This window comes from Allobosea sp. LC85, assembly GCF_000735605.1.
In the GTDB taxonomy this organism is placed as follows: domain Bacteria; phylum Pseudomonadota; class Alphaproteobacteria; order Rhizobiales; family Beijerinckiaceae; genus Allobosea.
Genome location: NZ_JPKG01000028.1, coordinates 203,942 through 220,028 on the forward strand (window position 1 = coordinate 203,942; position 16,087 = coordinate 220,028).

General features: G+C 66.3%; 13 protein-coding genes. 6 read left to right on the forward strand and 7 right to left on the reverse strand.

Going from position 1 to position 16,087, the window contains the following annotated elements:
- Positions 1-5: 5 nt before the first annotated feature.
- From FG93_RS14555 to pehA, 7 genes are all read right to left on the reverse strand, one after another.
- Positions 6-881 carry an ABC transporter permease gene (locus FG93_RS14555; protein WP_043235452.1) on the reverse strand — a complete coding sequence of 292 codons (876 nt, stop codon included), beginning with the start codon at positions 879-881 and terminating at the stop codon, positions 6-8.
- 1 nt (position 882) lies between these two features.
- Positions 883-1,818, reverse strand: coding sequence for an ABC transporter permease (locus tag FG93_RS14560; protein WP_043235454.1), 936 nt, complete (start codon positions 1,816-1,818; stop codon positions 883-885).
- Positions 1,818-2,810, reverse strand: coding sequence for an ABC transporter ATP-binding protein (locus FG93_RS14565; protein ID WP_043235456.1), 993 nt, complete (start codon positions 2,808-2,810; stop codon positions 1,818-1,820). Before FG93_RS14565 ends, FG93_RS14560 begins: the two co-directional genes overlap by 1 nt.
- Positions 2,807-3,817 (reverse strand): ABC transporter ATP-binding protein, encoded by a 1,011-nt coding sequence (locus FG93_RS14570; RefSeq protein ID WP_043235458.1) that lies wholly within the window; start codon positions 3,815-3,817, stop codon positions 2,807-2,809. The genes FG93_RS14565 and FG93_RS14570 overlap by 4 nt, the downstream gene beginning before the upstream one ends.
- A 5-nt stretch (positions 3,818-3,822) precedes the next feature.
- Complete coding sequence (locus FG93_RS14575; protein WP_043235461.1) at positions 3,823-5,460, reverse strand: ABC transporter substrate-binding protein; 1,638 nt, start codon at positions 5,458-5,460, stop codon at positions 3,823-3,825.
- A 71-nt stretch (positions 5,461-5,531) separates the two neighbouring features.
- Positions 5,532-7,169: an ABC transporter substrate-binding protein gene (locus FG93_RS14580; RefSeq protein WP_043235462.1), complete on the reverse strand. Its 1,638-nt coding sequence runs from the start codon at positions 7,167-7,169 to the stop codon at positions 5,532-5,534.
- Positions 7,136-8,740 carry a phosphoric/sulfuric ester hydrolase PehA gene (gene pehA / locus FG93_RS14585; RefSeq protein ID WP_081881549.1) on the reverse strand — a complete coding sequence of 535 codons (1,605 nt, stop codon included), beginning with the start codon at positions 8,738-8,740 and terminating at the stop codon, positions 7,136-7,138. The genes FG93_RS14580 and pehA overlap by 34 nt, the downstream gene beginning before the upstream one ends.
- A 703-nt stretch (positions 8,741-9,443) precedes the next feature.
- Between pehA and FG93_RS14590 the strand changes: the two genes are divergently transcribed.
- The 6 genes from FG93_RS14590 to FG93_RS33850 all read left to right on the forward strand — a co-directional run bounded on the left by FG93_RS14590 (position 9,444) and on the right by FG93_RS33850 (position 16,077).
- Entirely contained in the window at positions 9,444-10,013 is a 570-nt protein-coding gene (locus tag FG93_RS14590) for a flavin reductase family protein (protein WP_043235463.1), read from the forward strand.
- Positions 10,014-10,056: 43 nt separating this feature from the next.
- On the forward strand, positions 10,057-11,061 hold the full coding sequence (locus FG93_RS14595) for an LLM class flavin-dependent oxidoreductase (RefSeq protein ID WP_043235466.1): 1,005 nt from the start codon (positions 10,057-10,059) through the stop codon (positions 11,059-11,061).
- Between the two features lie 26 nt (positions 11,062-11,087).
- The gene (locus tag FG93_RS14600; protein WP_043235468.1) at positions 11,088-12,440 is read left to right on the forward strand and encodes an LLM class flavin-dependent oxidoreductase; all 1,353 of its coding nucleotides are present in this window, start codon (positions 11,088-11,090) and stop codon (positions 12,438-12,440) included.
- 13 nt (positions 12,441-12,453) lie between these two features.
- Complete coding sequence (locus tag FG93_RS14605; RefSeq protein ID WP_043235471.1) at positions 12,454-13,647, forward strand: M20 aminoacylase family protein; 1,194 nt, start codon at positions 12,454-12,456, stop codon at positions 13,645-13,647.
- Positions 13,648-13,670: 23 nt separating this feature from the next.
- The gene (locus FG93_RS14610; protein WP_052513771.1) at positions 13,671-14,213 is read left to right on the forward strand and encodes a GNAT family N-acetyltransferase; all 543 of its coding nucleotides are present in this window, start codon (positions 13,671-13,673) and stop codon (positions 14,211-14,213) included.
- Positions 14,214-14,274: 61 nt separating this feature from the next.
- Positions 14,275-16,077, forward strand: a complete 1,803-nt coding sequence (locus FG93_RS33850; RefSeq protein ID WP_081881550.1) for an amino acid ABC transporter permease/ATP-binding protein — start codon at positions 14,275-14,277, stop codon at positions 16,075-16,077.
- The last annotated feature ends 10 nt before the right edge of the window (positions 16,078-16,087 follow it).

The window sequence follows — 16,087 nt, forward strand, 5'->3', positions numbered from 1 at the left end:
CAGGATCAGCGCAGGGTCGGATCGAGCCGGTCGCGCAGCCAGTCGCCGACGAGACTCACCGCCAGCGTCGTCAGCACGATGGTGCAGGCTGGCGCGAGCATGATCCAGGGGGCACGGGTCAGATATTCGCGACCATAGCCGACCATGTTGCCGAGGCTCGTCATCGGAGGCTGCACGCCGAGCCCCAGGAAGGAGAGCCCGCTCTCGAGCAGGATGACTTCGGGAAAGGTCAGCGTCATCGAAACGATCAGCGTCGAGGCGATGTTCGGCAAGATATGACGCAGGTAGACGCGTGACGGGCTTGCCCCGATTTGGCGCACCGCCCCGGCATAACCCTGCGCCCCTGCCGAGATCGCAAGCCCGCGCGAGATGCGGGCATAGCGCTCCCAGCCATAGAGCCCCATCAGCCCGATGAAGAGCGGCAGCGCATTGCCGAAGAAGGCAAGCACCGAGAGCGCAAGGATCAGGAAGGGCATGGCCGCTTGGAAATCGGCCAGCATCAGCACGAACTGCTCGACCCAGCCGCGGAAATGGGCGGCGAGAAAGCCCATCAGCGTGCCGAACACCGCCGAGATCACCGTCGCACCGAAGGCGACCAGCAGCGAGATGCGGATCGAAACGATCAGGCGCGAGAGCACATCGCGGCCGAGTTCGTCCGTGCCGAGCCAGTGCAGCGCGTGGCCGGGCAGCGCCAGCCGATTGCGCAGATCGTAGGCCGTGAAGCGATAGGGCGTGATCCAGTCCGCCGTCAGCGCCACGATCAGGATGAAGCCGATCCAGATCAGCCCGAACCAGACCAGCAGCGGGATGCGGTTCTTCGGCTGCGGGGCAGTCTTGTCGACGGAGGTAGGGGTGGCGCCGGCGGCTGCGATGTCGGCCATCTCAATGCGCTCCCGCCTTGGCGCCGCTGCGCAGGCGTGGATCGAGCACGCCGTAAAGCAGATCGACGATCAGATTGGCGCTGACCATGGTGATCGCGACCAGCAAGAGGATGCACTGCACCACGGCAAGATCGCGGTTCGCGACCGACACCACCAGCAGCCGCCCGACGCCCGGCCAGGAAAACACGCTCTCGACCACCACCGCGCCGGCAATCAGGCTGCCGACCATGAAGCCGACGATGGTGACGGTCGGGACCGCGGCGTTGGGCAGCGCGTGGCCGCGCACCACGGCGGGCCACGGCACACCCTTGGCACTGGCCGTACGGATATAGGATTGGCCGAGCACCTCGAGCATGGCGCTGCGGGTGAAGCGGGCAAGGACTGCCGCGCCACCGATGCCGAGCGTCAGCACCGGCAGGATGGCGTGGCGCCAGCTTTCCTGGCCACCGGAGGGCAGCCAGCCGAGCTGGACCGAGAAGATCAGCACCAAGACCAGGCCGAGCACGAAGCTCGGCACGGTGAAGCCGGCGACCGCCGTGACCATGACGACGCGATCGATCAGGCTGTCGCGATGCAGAGAGGCATAGATGCCGGCGGGGATGCCGATGCCGAGCTTGAGTGCAAGCGCCGGCAGGGTCAGCGCCAGCGTGGCCGGAATGCGCTCGGCGACGAGTTCGAGAGCCGGCCGGCCATCGCGCATCGACTGGCCAAGCTCACCCTGCCCGATCGCCGAGAAATAGCGGAGATATTGCAGCCAGATCGGATCATCGAGGCCCCAGGCCTTGCGGAAGGCGGCGATGGCCTCAGGCGGAGCATCCACGCTCATGATGATCAGCGCCGGATCGCCTGAAAGCCTGAGCACCACGAAGGCGAAGGTGACGACGAGGGCAACGGTCAGTGCCGCGCGCCCGAGACGCAGAAAGAAGAAACGCAGCATCAGCTCGCCGCCTTCAGGAAATTGGCCTGGTCATGCGCGACATGACAGGCAGCAAGCCGGCCATCCGGCATCGGCTTCAGCAACGGGCTCTCGACCTTGCAGCGCTCGCGCGCGGCATGGCAGCGTGGATGGAAGGCGCATCCGGAGGGGCGCGCCGCCGGGTTCGGCGGGTCGCCCTGCAGCACGATCCGGGGGCGCGTGCGGCGGCCGGGCACCGGCGCGGCCGAGACCAGAGCCTCGGTATAGGGATGTGCCGGACTGGAGAGCAGCAGATCGGCCTCGCCCTCTTCGACGATCCGGCCGAGATACATCACCGCAACGCGATGGCTGACCTGCCTGACGACCTTGAGATCGTGGCTGATGAAGAGCAGGCCGAGGCCGAGCTCCTGCTGGATATCGACCAGGAGATTGATCACCTGTGCCTGGATCGAGACGTCGAGCGCCGAGACAGGCTCGTCGCAGACCAGGAGGTCGGGCTTGGTGGCGAGTGCGCGGGCGATCACCGCGCGCTGGCGCTGTCCGCCGGAAAGTTCATGCGGGTAGCGTCGGCCCTGGTCGGCGCGCAGGCCAACCGACTGCAGCAACGCGAAGGCCAGCGCCTCGCGCTCCTTCGGCTCGCCCAGGTCATGAACGTCGAAGGGCTCGCGCACCTGTTCGACGATCTGGAGGCGCCGATCGAGCGCGCCGAGCGGATCCTGGTAGATCATCTGCATGCGTGCGCGCATCTGGCGCCAGGCCAAGGTGTCCGTGGCCGGCATGGGGGCGCCGTTGAACAGGACATCCCCCGCATCGGGCTTCTCAAGCCCGAGCGCGAGCCGGCCCGTGGTGGATTTGCCGGAGCCGGATTCGCCGACGAGGCCAAGCGTCCGGCCACGTTCGACCGTCAGCGAGACGCCGTCGACGGCGCGCACCTCGACAGAGCGGCCCAGCAGGCCTTTGCGCATATGGTAGCAACGCGCGACGTTGCGCGCCTGAAGCAGGGGAGCGCTCATGCGTAGACCGGCTCCCGCGGACGCACCGGTTCGGCCTGAAGCGCCTTGATGCAGGCGGCGAAGCGTCCCGGCGCCTTCCAGGCCAGGGGCGGCACGCCTGCGTCGCAGGCCTCGCCCCGCCGTGGGCAGCGTGGCGCGAAGGCGCAGCCGGGCGGCAGGTTCCAGGGTTCGGGCACATTGCCTTCGATCGGGTCGAGCCGGCGGCGCACGCCTTCCAGCGGCGGCAGCGCGGCGATCAAGCCCTGCGTGTAGGGATGCAGCGGCTCGTCGAACAGCGACTGAGCCTCGGCGGTCTCGATGATCCGCCCGGCATACATCACGCAGACCCGGTCGCAGGTCTGCGATATCACGCCGAGATCATGGCTGATCAGCACCAGCGCCATGTCGGTCTCGCGCCGAATCTTGGTCAGCAGCTCGAGGATCTGCGCCTGGATGGTGGCATCAAGTGCGGTGGTCGGTTCGTCAGCCACGAGCAGGTCGGGTTTGCCGGCGAGCGCCATCGCGATCATCACGCGCTGGTTCTGGCCGCCGGAGAGCTCATGCGGAAAGGCGTCGAGGCGGCGCGCCGCGTCTGGAATCCCGACGAGATCGAACAGGCGTCTTGCTTCCGCCCTAATCGCCGCCCCGGAGAGGCCGCCATGCAGCGCCAGGGCCTCGCCCACCTGCTTGCCAAGGCGAAGGACGGGATTGAGCGCGCTCGCCGGATCCTGGAAGATCATCGCAATGCGGCCGCCGCGCACCGTGTCCAGCACATCCGGTTCGGCGTCGATCAGTTCCGTGCTCCCCAGCCTGACATTGCCGGAGACGCTCGCCTTCTTCGGCAGGAGGCCGAGGGCGGCAAGCCAGGTCACCGACTTGCCGCAGCCGGACTCGCCGACCAGGCCGACCGCCTCGCCGCGTGCGACCGAGAGATCGATGCCGTGCAGCACCTTCACGCCGTCGAAGGCAACCGTCAGTCCGTTGATCTCGACCAGCGGGTCAGCGACGCTGCCGAACCTGTCCAACATTGCGCTCACGAGCGGATCCCGCCCCAGTTGCGGGCACGGAAATCCATGACGAAGGCCTGCGCCGCCTTCCACTGGATATCCCGGCGCTTGGCCGTGAAATTCGCCGTCTGGTGCAGCACGGTATAGGCAGGGTCCTCGCGCTCGCAGATTTCCAGGATGCGGCGGAACATCGCCTTGCGCCGGGCGCGGTCGGTCGAGGTTTCGAGCGCGTCGGAAAGCTTGCCCATCTCGTCGTTGCGCCATTCGCCGATCTGCCATTGCTGGCCGGTCGGGCCGTGCTGAGCGGTGATCGAGGCGACAGGATCGTTGAAGGAGGCGCTGTTCGACCAGTCGCGCACCGCCCGCGTCGGCCCCTTTGCCAGAACCTGCGGGAAGTTCTCCTTGCTTTCGATCTCGACGTTGAGGCCGATCTCGCGCCAGCTCTCGATCAGCACCTGCGCCGTCGAAACCTGGCCGGTATAGTAGTTGTTGAGCAGGCGGTAAGGGATCGGGTCGCCCTTGTAGCCGGACTGCTTCACCAGTTCGCGGGCGAGCCGGGTATCGAAGGCCGGCACCGCCCAATCGGCGATGAACATGTCGCCGTAGAACTCCCATTGCAGCCCCTTGGGCACGCGGGTGCGCCCGCCCCAGAGCGCATCGACGATGGTCTGGCGGTCGATCGCATGGGTCATGGCCCGGCGCACCAGCGGATTTTCGAGCTGGGGATGGGTCTTGTCGAAGGTCGTCAGGCGGTGATTGGCGATCAGGCCACCCAGCACCTCATGGCGCGGATTCTTCTCGATCTCGCTGATCTGGTCAGGCGGGATATCGCAGGCAAAATCATACTCGCCCGAACGCAGGCCGTTGATGCGGGACGCCGTCTCCGGCACTTCGACGAACCGGATCTGCTTGAGCGGCGGCCGGCCACCCCAGTACGCGTCATGCGCGACAAGCGTCAGTGACTGGTCAGGCTTGAACTCGGCGATCCCATAAGGCCCCGTACCGACGGGCTTGCGCGCCCAGTCGAGCCAGCTCCCGGCCTCGGCGAAGGCCCTGCGCGAGACGATGATGCCGACATTGCGCGAGATGCGACCTTCGAGCGTCACATCCGGCGTCTTGTTGACGAAGCGAACCGTCTGCGGATCGACGATCTCGATCTTCTCGAAGCTTGGGAAGGCCCGCCTCGCCACGGCCACCACTTCGGCGGGCGGCTGCTTGCCGGCGGCGCCAGCGGTCACCGAACCGAACAGCCCGGCCGAGCCCGCCTGCCCCGCTCCACCCCACATTCGCTCGGTGCCGAAGGAGAAGGCGACGTCCTCGGCCGTCATGGTCTCGCCGTTATGGAACTTGACGCCTTGGCGCAGTGTCAGCTCGACGGTGCGGTCGTCGATGCGGCGCCAGGCCGTGGCGAGGCCCGGCCGAAGCGACAGGTCGCCGGCCCAGTCGGTATCGATCAGGCTCTCGGCATAGCTGTAGAAGGTGCGGGTACCGACATTGGACTGCTCGCGCAGCGTTTCCAACGTGTTGGAATTCGCGATCTTCTGCACGGCGATGGTGATCGAGGGCCGGTTATCGGCCTGGGCGATCGCGAAGCGCGGCAGGATCAGGGCACCGGTCGAGGCTGCGCCGAGGCCAAGCGCATGGCGGCGTGTCAGATGGGTCAAGGAACCCTCCAGAAGTCATCGGAAACAGAAAACGGCGCGCCCTTTCGGGGCGCGCCGCGATCGAACTGCCTTCAGCTCCGGCCGCCCCAGTTCTCGGCACGGAAATCCATGGCGAAGGCCGGCGAGGCCTTCCAGGCGAGCGCCTTGGGCTTGGCGGTGAAGGTCGCGTTCTGGTGCAGCACCGTATAGGCGGGGTCTTCGCGCTCGGCGATTTCCAGCATGCGGCGGAACGCGGCCTTGCGGCGGGCGCGGTCGGTCGAGGTTTCGAGTTCGATCGAGAGCGTGTTCATCTCGTCATTGCGCCATTCGCCGGCCTGCTGCTGCTGGCCGTTGGGACCGTGCTGGGCGACGATCGAGGAGACGGGATCGTTGAAGGGCGCCGAATTCGACCAGTCGCGGACCGCCCGGGTCGGCGTGCGCTCGAGAATCTGCTGCCAGTTCTCCTTGACCTGGATTTCGACGTTGAGTCCCGCCTCCTTCCACATCTCGACCAAGACCTGCGCCGTGGCAGTCTGGTTGGTGTAGTAGTTGTTGAGCAGCCGATAAGGGATCGGATCGCCCTTGTAGCCGGACTGCTTGACCAGTTCGCGCGCCAGCTTCAGATCGAAGGCCGGCACCGCCCAACCAGCGTGGAACATGTCGCCGTAATAAGGCCATTGCAGCCCCTTCGGCACGACGGTACGGCCGGCCCAGAGCGAGTCGACGATCGCCTGCCGGTCGATCGAATGCGTCATGGCGCGGCGAACCAGCGGATTCTGCAGCTGCGCATGGCTCTTGTCGAACACCGTCAGGCGGTGATTGAGGATGGTACCGCCCTGCACCTCGAAGGCAGGGTTCTTCTCGATCTGGGGGATCTGGTCCGGCGGGATATCGCAGGCGAACTGGTACTGGCCGGAGAGCAGGCCGTTGATGCGGGATGCCGTCTCCGGCACCTCGACAAAACGGATGGATTTCAGCGGCGGGCGGCCGCCCCAGTACTCGTCATGGGCCTCGAGCAGCAGCGAGACGTCCGGGCGATATTCGGCGATCCGATAGGGGCCGGTCGTGACCGGCCTGGTCGCCCAATCGCTATAGGTCTTCGCCTCCTCGAAGGCGCGGCGGTTCATGATCTCGCTGCCATAGCGCGAGATACGGCCCTCCATCGTCACGTCGGGCGTGCCGTTGACGAAGCGCACCGTGTATTTGTCGACGATCTCGATGCCGAGCAGAGCCGGCCAGGAGCGGCGCGCCACCGCCGGCACTTCCGCCGGCAGTTCCTTGTTGGCGCGGCCCCCGCCGACGACGAAGTCGACGGAGATCGTCTTGCCTTGCGACGGCTGCGTGTCGCCGAACATGCGCTGCCTGCTGAAGGAGAACGCGACATCCTCCGCCGTCAGCTCGTCGCCATTGTGGAACTTCACGCCCCGGCGCAGCTTGAGCTCGACAGTCTTGTCGTCGATGCGCTTCCACTCGGTGGCGAGACCGGGAACGGTCTCGAGATTGCCGAGCCAATTGCGGCCGATCAGCCCCTCCCAGATCGACGAGAAGAAGACGCGCTCGCCGACATTGGACTGCTCGCGCAGCACGTCGAGCGTGTTGGAATTGGCGATCTTCTGCACCGCGATGGTGATCGAGGGCCGGTTATAGGCCTGGGCGATCGCGAAGCGCGGCAGAATGAGGGCGGAGCCGCCCAGCGCTATTGCGCTGCGACGCGTGAAGGAACCGACCATTGTTCATCTCCTGAAGGGGTGGCGTTGGGATCACGCTCCTCGAGCCCGCGCGGGCCGGAGCGGAAATGGGTCAAGGTCCGGTCGGCATGGATCAGCCGCCAGGACAGCGCCTTCTGGGCATAGTCACGCACCAGGGCGGCATAGGCCGGGTCCTCGGCCAGGTTGACGAACTGGTGCGGATCCTTGGCGAGGTCGAAGAAGAGCGGCGGCAGCGCAGCGAAATGGACGTATTTGTAGTGTTCGTCCTGGATCACGCAGAGGCTGGACTGATCCATGTGGAGGCCCAGCACCTGCTCAGGCTGCGAGTAGTGCACGTCGCGGAAATCGTATTCATAGTGCAGCTCGCTGCGCCAATCCGCCGGCCTGCCCTCGCTGAGGAACGGCATGACCGAGCGCCCGTCGCAGGCGCGCGGCGCCTCGCCACCGAGCCAGTCGAGAATGGTCGGCATCACGTCGACACTCTCGGTGAAGGAGGTCTCGATCGCACCGCGACGCTCGTCCGCTCCTCGCGGGTCCTTCACCACCAACGGAATGCGGAAGCTCTCGTCGTTGAAGCCGATCTTGCCGAGCAGGTGGTGGTCGCCGAGTTGCTCGCCATGATCGCTGGTGAAGACGATCAGCGTGTCGTCCCACTGCCCAGTCTCGTCGAGATGGGCGAAGACCCTGCCGAGGCAGTCGTCGATCTCGGTGATCAGGCCGCAATAGGTCGCCCGCATCTGGCGGATTTCGGCCTCGTCCAAGGTCGCGCCCGAGCCTTCCGCGCCGTGGAAGAAGGAGCCGCGCTTGATCGAGTCGATGTAGAACTGGGTCAGCGGGTGCTGCGCCGCCTCGGCCTCCGGCGATTCCGCCCGCACCAGCCCGGGCATATCCTCGGGGCGGTACATCGCATGATAGGGCGCCGGCGCAACGAAGGGCGGATGCGGCCTGTAATAGCCAAGATGCAGGAAGAACGACCTGCCGGCGCGGCCCTTGAGATAGGTCAGCGCACGCTCCGTGAAGAAGGTCGAGTCAGAGAACTCCTTGGGGATGCGCGACGGCTTGTCGGTCGCACCCGGCACCGAGTCCTCGCCCTCCGGCAACCAGATATCCTCGCGCTTTTCCGGCAACTCGAAGCCGTTCTGCGCCACCCAGCCGAAATAGCCGTCCATGTTGGGCTCGAAGGCGCCGACCGAACGGAAACCGTCCATCAGGTCGCCGAGCACCAGGAAGCGCGGATCGTTCTTCGAGGTCGCACGCGGGTCAGGCGTCGTCGTGGTGTAGCCGATCAGCGCGGGATCATAGCCGATGGCGCGCAGCGCCTTGCCGAGATTGAAGTGGCGCTGGTCGAGCGGCACCGTGTTCTGCACGGCGCGATGGTTCATCAGGTAGAGGCCGGTGAGCAGGCTAGCGCGGGCTGGACCGCAGGGCACGCAGGCCGTGACATGGTTGCGGAAGGTGACGCCCTCCGCGCAAAGCCGGTCGAGATTCGGCGTCTTCAGGAAGGGATCGCGCCCCTCGGCCCGCATCAGATGGGGTATGAAATCGGCGCGCCATTGGTCGACGACGATCAGGAGAACATTCTGGCGTTTCATTCTCGGCAATCCAGCTGTGAGGCCGCCTGCCTAGGTCGCCTGGATGACGTCGGGATGACTGTTGGATGAAAGCGCACCGCGGGCATCCCGCGCCGACGAAGGCCGAACGACCGGGGCCGTCTGCTTCAGGGAGATGAGGGAAAGCCTATCGGGCACTTCGCGGTCCAGAGGCGTTTATCCCGGTTCAGCTGTGATCTTTGAAAAGACGTTTCATTGACCGAAGCAGCGCGATGCAGAATGATCATAGTATCGATGACGTGTTTTACGGCGTCGATCGCGGGATTTGCTGGAGCAGCTTGCACCGCGTCACCAAAGCTAAAAGCACCACGAATGCATTCGTGGGCTCCCGATCGCTGGAGACACGTTCATGACTGAAGCAACATCGAAGAGAATGGATCTTCATCTTCACGCGAGTGCGCCTGATTGCGCGCATCGATGTTGAACGCCCCCGCCCGCCGGGCCTGAACAGGCACCCGCCGCGCCCCCTCTGATCCCGCGTGGGTAACGCCGCGCAACTCGGCCACGGCGGAGCCGTCAACGCCCCCTGTGCGGATCAGGCACCGCTCTCAGCCCGACAGCAACGTCCCCGCCCCTCGTCTCGGTCCGGCCCCTGGCCGGCTCGGCCGGCGAACGCATGGCTTGCTCAGCAGCCGTCGCCAGAACGCTCCGCCCAAACCCGCCCGCATGGCTTGAAGGAAACCCCATGAGCATCGTCACGCGCTTGCCGACAGCTTCGCCCCCCGTTCGCGACGAGGCAGCCGCATTCCGTGCCGCGTTCCGTCATCTCGCCGGCGGGGTCAGCGTCGTCACGACCGGTGCAGGCGAGGACCGAACCGGTCTCACGGCCACCTCGGTCGCCTCGCTCTCGGCCGAGCCTCCGACCGTCATCTTCGGGCTCAACCGCACATCGTCGAGCTACGCCGCTCTGCAGCGGCACCGAAATTTCGGCATCAACTTCCTGAACGCGGCGCAGAAGCAGATCGCGGATCGCTTCGCCGGACGAAACGGCGAGAAGGGCGCCGAGCGCTTCCGGCAAGCCGAATGGACCACCGCCGCAACCGGCGCCCCACTCCTGGTCGGCGCGCTCGCCTCCCTCGACTGCGAGGTCGAGGAACTGATCGAGCGCCATTCCCACAGCATCGTCATCGGCCGCGTGCGGGCCGTCAGATTCGGCGCCGACGAAGCAGCCCTCGTCTACTGGCGCGGCGACTACGAGCGCCTCGGCTGGATGGCGGAAGAGGCTGCGGCAGCGCTCGGGTTGCGAGCCCTCTGAAACCGTCCAGCCCCCTACCCGCACATTCACGAAAGCCGCTCCGATGACCTTTCGCCTCAGCCTGCTCGAAAAGAGCCCCGTCTTCGACGACGAGACCGGCAGCATTGCCCTCGCCCGCTCCGTCGCGCTTGCACAAAATGCGGAGCGCTGGGGTTATCACCGTTTCTGGGTCGCCGAGCATCATGGTATGGCGGGCGTCGCCAGCGCATCGCCTGAAGTGCTGGCGGCCTATATCCTGGCCAGCACCTCGCGCATCCGGGTCGGTTCGGGCGGCGTCCTGCTCCAGCATTACAGCCCCTACAAGGTGGCGGAGAACTTCCACGTCCTCGCCGCGCTCGCACCGGGCCGGGTCGATCTCGGCATCGGCAAGGCACCGGGGGGACTGCCGCTGGCGACGCGCGCGCTGCAATGGGGACATGATCCCGCGGTCCGACGCGACTTCAGCGCGCAGCTGCGCCAACTCGGCGCCTATCTCGATCACGGAACGGACCCAGGCCAGGCCCTCGAGAGGCCGCTTGCAACGCCGCTGCCGCCCGAGGCCCCGGAGTGCTTCCTGCTCGGCGGCAGCCCGGAGAGCGCGCGACTTGCCGCCGAACAGGGCTGGCAGTTCGTCTTTGCCGGCCAACTCAATGGCGATCACGCGGCGATCGAGGCGAGCATCGAGGCTTTCACCAAGGCAGGCGGCCCCGGCACGCCGCTCCTCGCCGTGACCGCGCTGGCGGCCGAGAGCAACGAGGAGGCGGAACGGATCGCGGACGGGCTGCAGATCGTGCGCCTCCATCTCGACGACGGCCAGGCTCTCAATGTCGGCAGCGAGGAGCAGGCCGCGGAATATGCCCGGCAAGCGGGCGTGGGCTCCTACCGCACCGAGCTGCGTCGACCGAGCATCGTCGCCGGCACGCCGGCCCGGGTCCGGCGCGAACTCGATGCGCTGCACCGGCGCTTCGGCATCAGCGAATTCATCCTCGATACGCCGGCAGCCGCCCGGCAGCAGCGGCTCGCGTCGATCGCGCTACTCGCCGACGAGGTTCTGGCTGCCGCGGCCTGATCACTCTCTCCATCGGAGCACGTTCCATGAGCAAGAAACCCATCACGTTCGGCATCATGCTGCAGGGCCCGGGCAGCCATATGAATTCCTGGCGCCATCCCAGCAGCCCCGCCGATGCCAGCGTCAATTTCGACTTCTTCGTCCGCACCGCCCGCAAGGCGGAGGCAGCCGGCATCGCCTTCGCCTTCGTCGCCGACGGGCTCTACATCAACGACAAGTCGATCCCGCATTTCCTGAACCGCTTCGAGCCGCTGACGATCCTGTCGGCGCTGGCCGCTTCGACCAGCAAGCTCGGCCTCGTCGGCACCGTCTCGACCTCCTACAGCGACCCGTTCACCATCGCGCGCCAATTCGGCTCGCTCGACCTGATCTCGGGCGGGCGCGCCGGCTGGAATGCGGTGACCTCTCCGCTCGAAGGCTCGGGCCGCAACTATAGCCGGCCGCATCCTGAGCATGCGCTGCGCTACGAGATCGCCACCGAATATCTCGACGTCATCAAGGGGCTCTGGGATTCCTGGGACGACGATGCCTTCCCGCGGGACCGCGAGAGCGGCGTCTTCTTCGACAAGGCCAGGTTGCACACGCTTGGGCACAAGGGCCGTTTCTTCCAGGTCGAGGGCCCGCTGAACATTTCCCGCTCGGCGCAAGGGCAGCCGGTCGTCTTCCAGGCGGGCGCCTCGGACGCCGGGATCGGGCTCGCCGGCAAGCATGCCGACGCCGTCTTCAGCAACAATGTCGCGATCGAGGAGGCGCAGAGCTTCTATCGCAGCATCAAGAACAGCGCCGTCGCCCATGGCCGCAGCGCCAGCGACATCAAGGTCTTTCCGGGCATCGGCCCGATCGTGGGAGCGAGCGAGCGGGAAGCCGAGGAGAAATACCGCGCCATCCGCGATCTCGTCTCGATCAACGAGGCCCTGCTCTATCTCGGTCGCTTCTTCGACCATCACGATTTCAGCGCCTACTCGCTCGATCAGCCGTTTCCCGAGCTGGGCGAGATCGGCAAGAACAGCTTCCGCTCGACCACGGACCGCATCAAGCGCAATGCGGTCCTGAAGGGCCTGAGCCTGCGCGAGGTCGCTCTCGAAGCCACCACACCGCGGACCGATTTCATCGGCACGGCCGAGGCCGTCGCTGAGCGGATCATTCACCGTGTCGAACAGCAGGCGGCGGATGGCTTCATCCTGGGCTTCCCGGTGATCGCCGAGGGTTTCGACGATTTCACCCGGCTCGTCATCCCGGTGCTCGAGGAACGCGGGGTCTATGACCGCAGCTTGCCCGGCGCGACGCTGCGCGACCATCTCGGCCTGCCGCGCCGGGAAAGCCGCCATGCCGGCGGAGGCACGCAACAGCAGGCCGCACTGACGCGGTCAGCCGGTTGAGCTGGGCAAAGACATGACCTTCCACACACCAAGCCTCGGCCAGCCAGAGCGCGAAGACGCGGCACGAGGCATCGCAGCCTTTGCCGACGCGTTCATCGCATTGCGCCGCGATCTTCACCGCCATCCCGAGCTCGCTTTCGCGGAGAAGCGGACCAGCGCGCTCGTCGCCGAACATCTCGCCGGATGGGGATACGAGGTCACGACCGGTCTCGCCGGCACCGGCGTCGTGGCGACGCTCCGGCACGGCAACGGCGAACGCCGGCTCGGCATCCGCGCCGATATGGACGCCCTGCCGATCCAGGAAGCAACAGGCCTGGCCCATGCCAGCATCCATACCGGCGCGATGCATGCCTGCGGCCATGACGGGCATACCGCGATCCTGCTGGCGGCAGCGCGCTATCTCGCCGAAAGCGGGCGCTTCTCCGGCACGCTGAACCTGATCTTCCAGCCGGCCGAGGAGATCGGCGCCGGCGCCCGCAAGTTGATCGACGAGGGGCTGTTCGAGCGCTTCCCCAGCGACGCCGTCTTCGGCCTGCACAACTGGCCGGGCGTGCCCGCCGGACAATTCGGCTTCATCGCCGGTCCGGCGATGGCCTCGGTCGATCAGGCGCAGATCACCGTACTCGGCAAGGGTGGGCACGGAGCGGCTCCCCATGAGACGGTCGACCCGGTCGTTGCCGCCGCCTCGGTGATCACGGCGCTGCAGAGCGTGGTCTCCCGCAACATCGACCCGCTGGAGGCTGCCGTCGTCACCGTCGGCTCGATCCATGGCGGCACCGCTTCGAACGTCATCCCCGACAGCGTCGAGCTCAGGCTGACGATCCGCTCCTTCAGCAGCGCGGTCCGCGCGCAGTTGCAGCAGCGCATTCCGGCGCTGGCGCGTGCACAGGCAGAGAGCTTTGGCGCACAGGCAGAGGTCCGCTACCGGCTCGGCTTCCCCGCTCTCGTCAACCACGAGGCAGAAACCGTCTTCGCACGGGAGGTTGCGGTGGCGACCTTTGGCGAAGAGCGGATCGAGCGGAATTTCAGGCCCCGCACCGCCAGCGAGGATTTCGCCTTCATCTCGGAGGCTCGCCCCGGCAGCTACCTCTTCGTCGGCAACGGCGACAGCGCCCCACTGCACAACCCTCACTACGATTTCGACGACGCCGTCCTGGCCCCCGCGGCGACCTACTGGGCCGCGCTCGCGCAGGCCTACCTCTCCTGAAACCGCCGGAAAGGCAGCCCATCATGGCCGATAGCTTCATTTACACCACGCCGCTCGACGCGCGCTCGCAGCCCCTGATCGAAGCACTGACCTGGGAATACGCGACCCGCTATGGCAGCACATTCGGCGAGCCGCCCGGCGCCGAGATGAGCCGCTATCCGGCCGAGCTGTTCGCGCCGGCGGACGGAAACTTCGTACTGCTTGTCCGCGACGGGCGCACCATCGGCGGCGGCGCCTTCAAGCGCTACGACCAGCACACCGCCGAGCTGAAACGGATCTGGACCCATGCCGATTTCCGTCGTCAGGGGCTGGCCCGCAAGGTGATCGAGGAGCTTGAGGCGCAGGCGCAGCGCCAGGGCTACAGCAGGATCTATCTGACGACCGGCTTCCGGCAGCCCGAGGCCAAGGAACTCTATCTGCAGTCCGGCTACCGCCCCCTCTTCGACGTCACGGTTGATCCAGAAACCCACCGGAAGCTCCCCTTCGAAAAGGAACTCGGCCGGCTGGCGGGGCATCTGCCGCATGCGCCGGCCAGCGAGCGGCCGGGTGCCGCCGGTACGGCCTGAGCCTCTTTCGAGCCGACAGACAGCGGGTCAGACCGCCCCCAGCCTCCAGACGAGACCTGCCATGACCCTGACAACCGATTTTCGCGCGCTCGATGCGTCTCCACCGCAACCTGCGCGAAAGAGCGACTACGCGCATTTCCGTGTCGTGCCGGCTAAGTACCCGGCGCGGACGGTCGGGACCGTGTTCTCGGTGATCGTGATCTTCGCGATCCTCAACTCGGTCCTCTCGAACCCGCGCTGGGGATGGGACGTCTTCGCCGAATGGTTCTTTGCCGAGCCGGTCCTGGCCGGCCTCGGACGCACCCTGCTGCTGACCTTGCTCGGCGCCACCTTCGGCTTCCTGCTCGGTACGGCGCTGGCGCTGGCGCGGGTCTCCGGCTCGCCCCTGCTGGGTTCGCTCTCCTGGGGTTATGTCTGGCTGTTCCGTTCGATCCCGCTGATCGTGCTGCTGCTGGTCCTGAACAATCTGGGCTATCTCTACGAGACGATCACCCTCGGCGTGCCCTTCACCGAGATTTCCTTCTTCAGCTACCAGACCACGCAGTTGCTCACGCCATTCGCGGCAGCCGTGCTCGGGCTGGCGCTCAATCAGGCAGCCTTCTGCTCCGAGATCATTCGCGGCGGCATCCTTTCCGTCGATCAGGGGCAGCTGGAAGCGGCAGCCGCACTCGGCCTGCCGCGCTCGCGCCAGGCGTCGCGGATCATCCTGCCACAGGCGATGCGCACCATCCTGCCGACCGGCTTCAACGAGATCATCGGTTTGGCCAAGGGCACCTCGATGGTCTACATCCTGGCGCTGCCGGAGCTGTTCTACACGATCCAGATCATCTATCGCCGCAATCTGGAGGTGATCCCGCTGCTGATGGTCGCGACCGTCTGGTATCTGGTCATCCTCAGCGTCCTGTCCTTCATCCAGCATCATATCGAGCGCTATTACTCGAAGGGCGCGCTGCGCAATCCGCCACCGTCCCTGATCGGCAATGCCTTGGCAAAGCTGCGTCGCTCGGTAGCCCCGGCCGTGGCGCAGGCGCCGACCACCACATCAGCCCCGCTCTTTGTGCGGGAAGCGGGCACGCCGGTGAGCTGGGCCTCATTGGCCCGCAGCGGCGGCGAGGTTCGCATCCAGGCCGTCAGCAAGAGTTTCGGTCCGCTCAAGGTGCTGGACGATGTCAGTCTGACCATCCCGCGCGGCAGCGTTACCGTCATCCTCGGTCAGTCGGGCTCGGGTAAGTCGACCCTGCTACGCGCCATCAATCATCTCGAGCGCGTCGATGACGGCTTCGTCTCGATCGACGGCGAGTTGATCGGCTACCGTCAGGATGGCCACACGCTCTATGAGCTCAAGGAGAAGGATATCCTGAAGCGCCGCGTCGATGTCGGCATGGTGTTCCAGAACTTCAACCTGTTCCCGCATCTGACCGCTCTCGAGAACGTCATCGAGGCACCGATCTCGGTCCGGAACATCGGGCGCGACGAGGCTATCGCCCAGGCGCGCGAACTGCTTGCTCGGGTCGGCCTCTCCGAGAAGGCGGAAGCCTATCCGCGCCAGCTTTCCGGCGGCCAGCAGCAGCGCGTTGCGATTGCCCGCGCCCTCGCGCTCCGGCCGAAGGTCCTGCTCTTCGACGAGCCGACCTCGGCGCTCGATCCCGAGCTGGTCGGCGAGGTGCTCGACGTCATCAAGGAACTGGCCAGCTCCGGGACGACGCTGATCGTGGTCACGCATGAGATCGGTTTCGCCCGAGAGGTCGCCGACCGGGTCGTTTTCATGGAGCAGGGCCGCATTCTCGAAACCGGATCGCCCGAGAAGGTCTTTGGCGCTCCCGACCACCCGCGCACCCGCGAATTCCTCGCCAAGGTTCTCTAAGGCCTGTTGA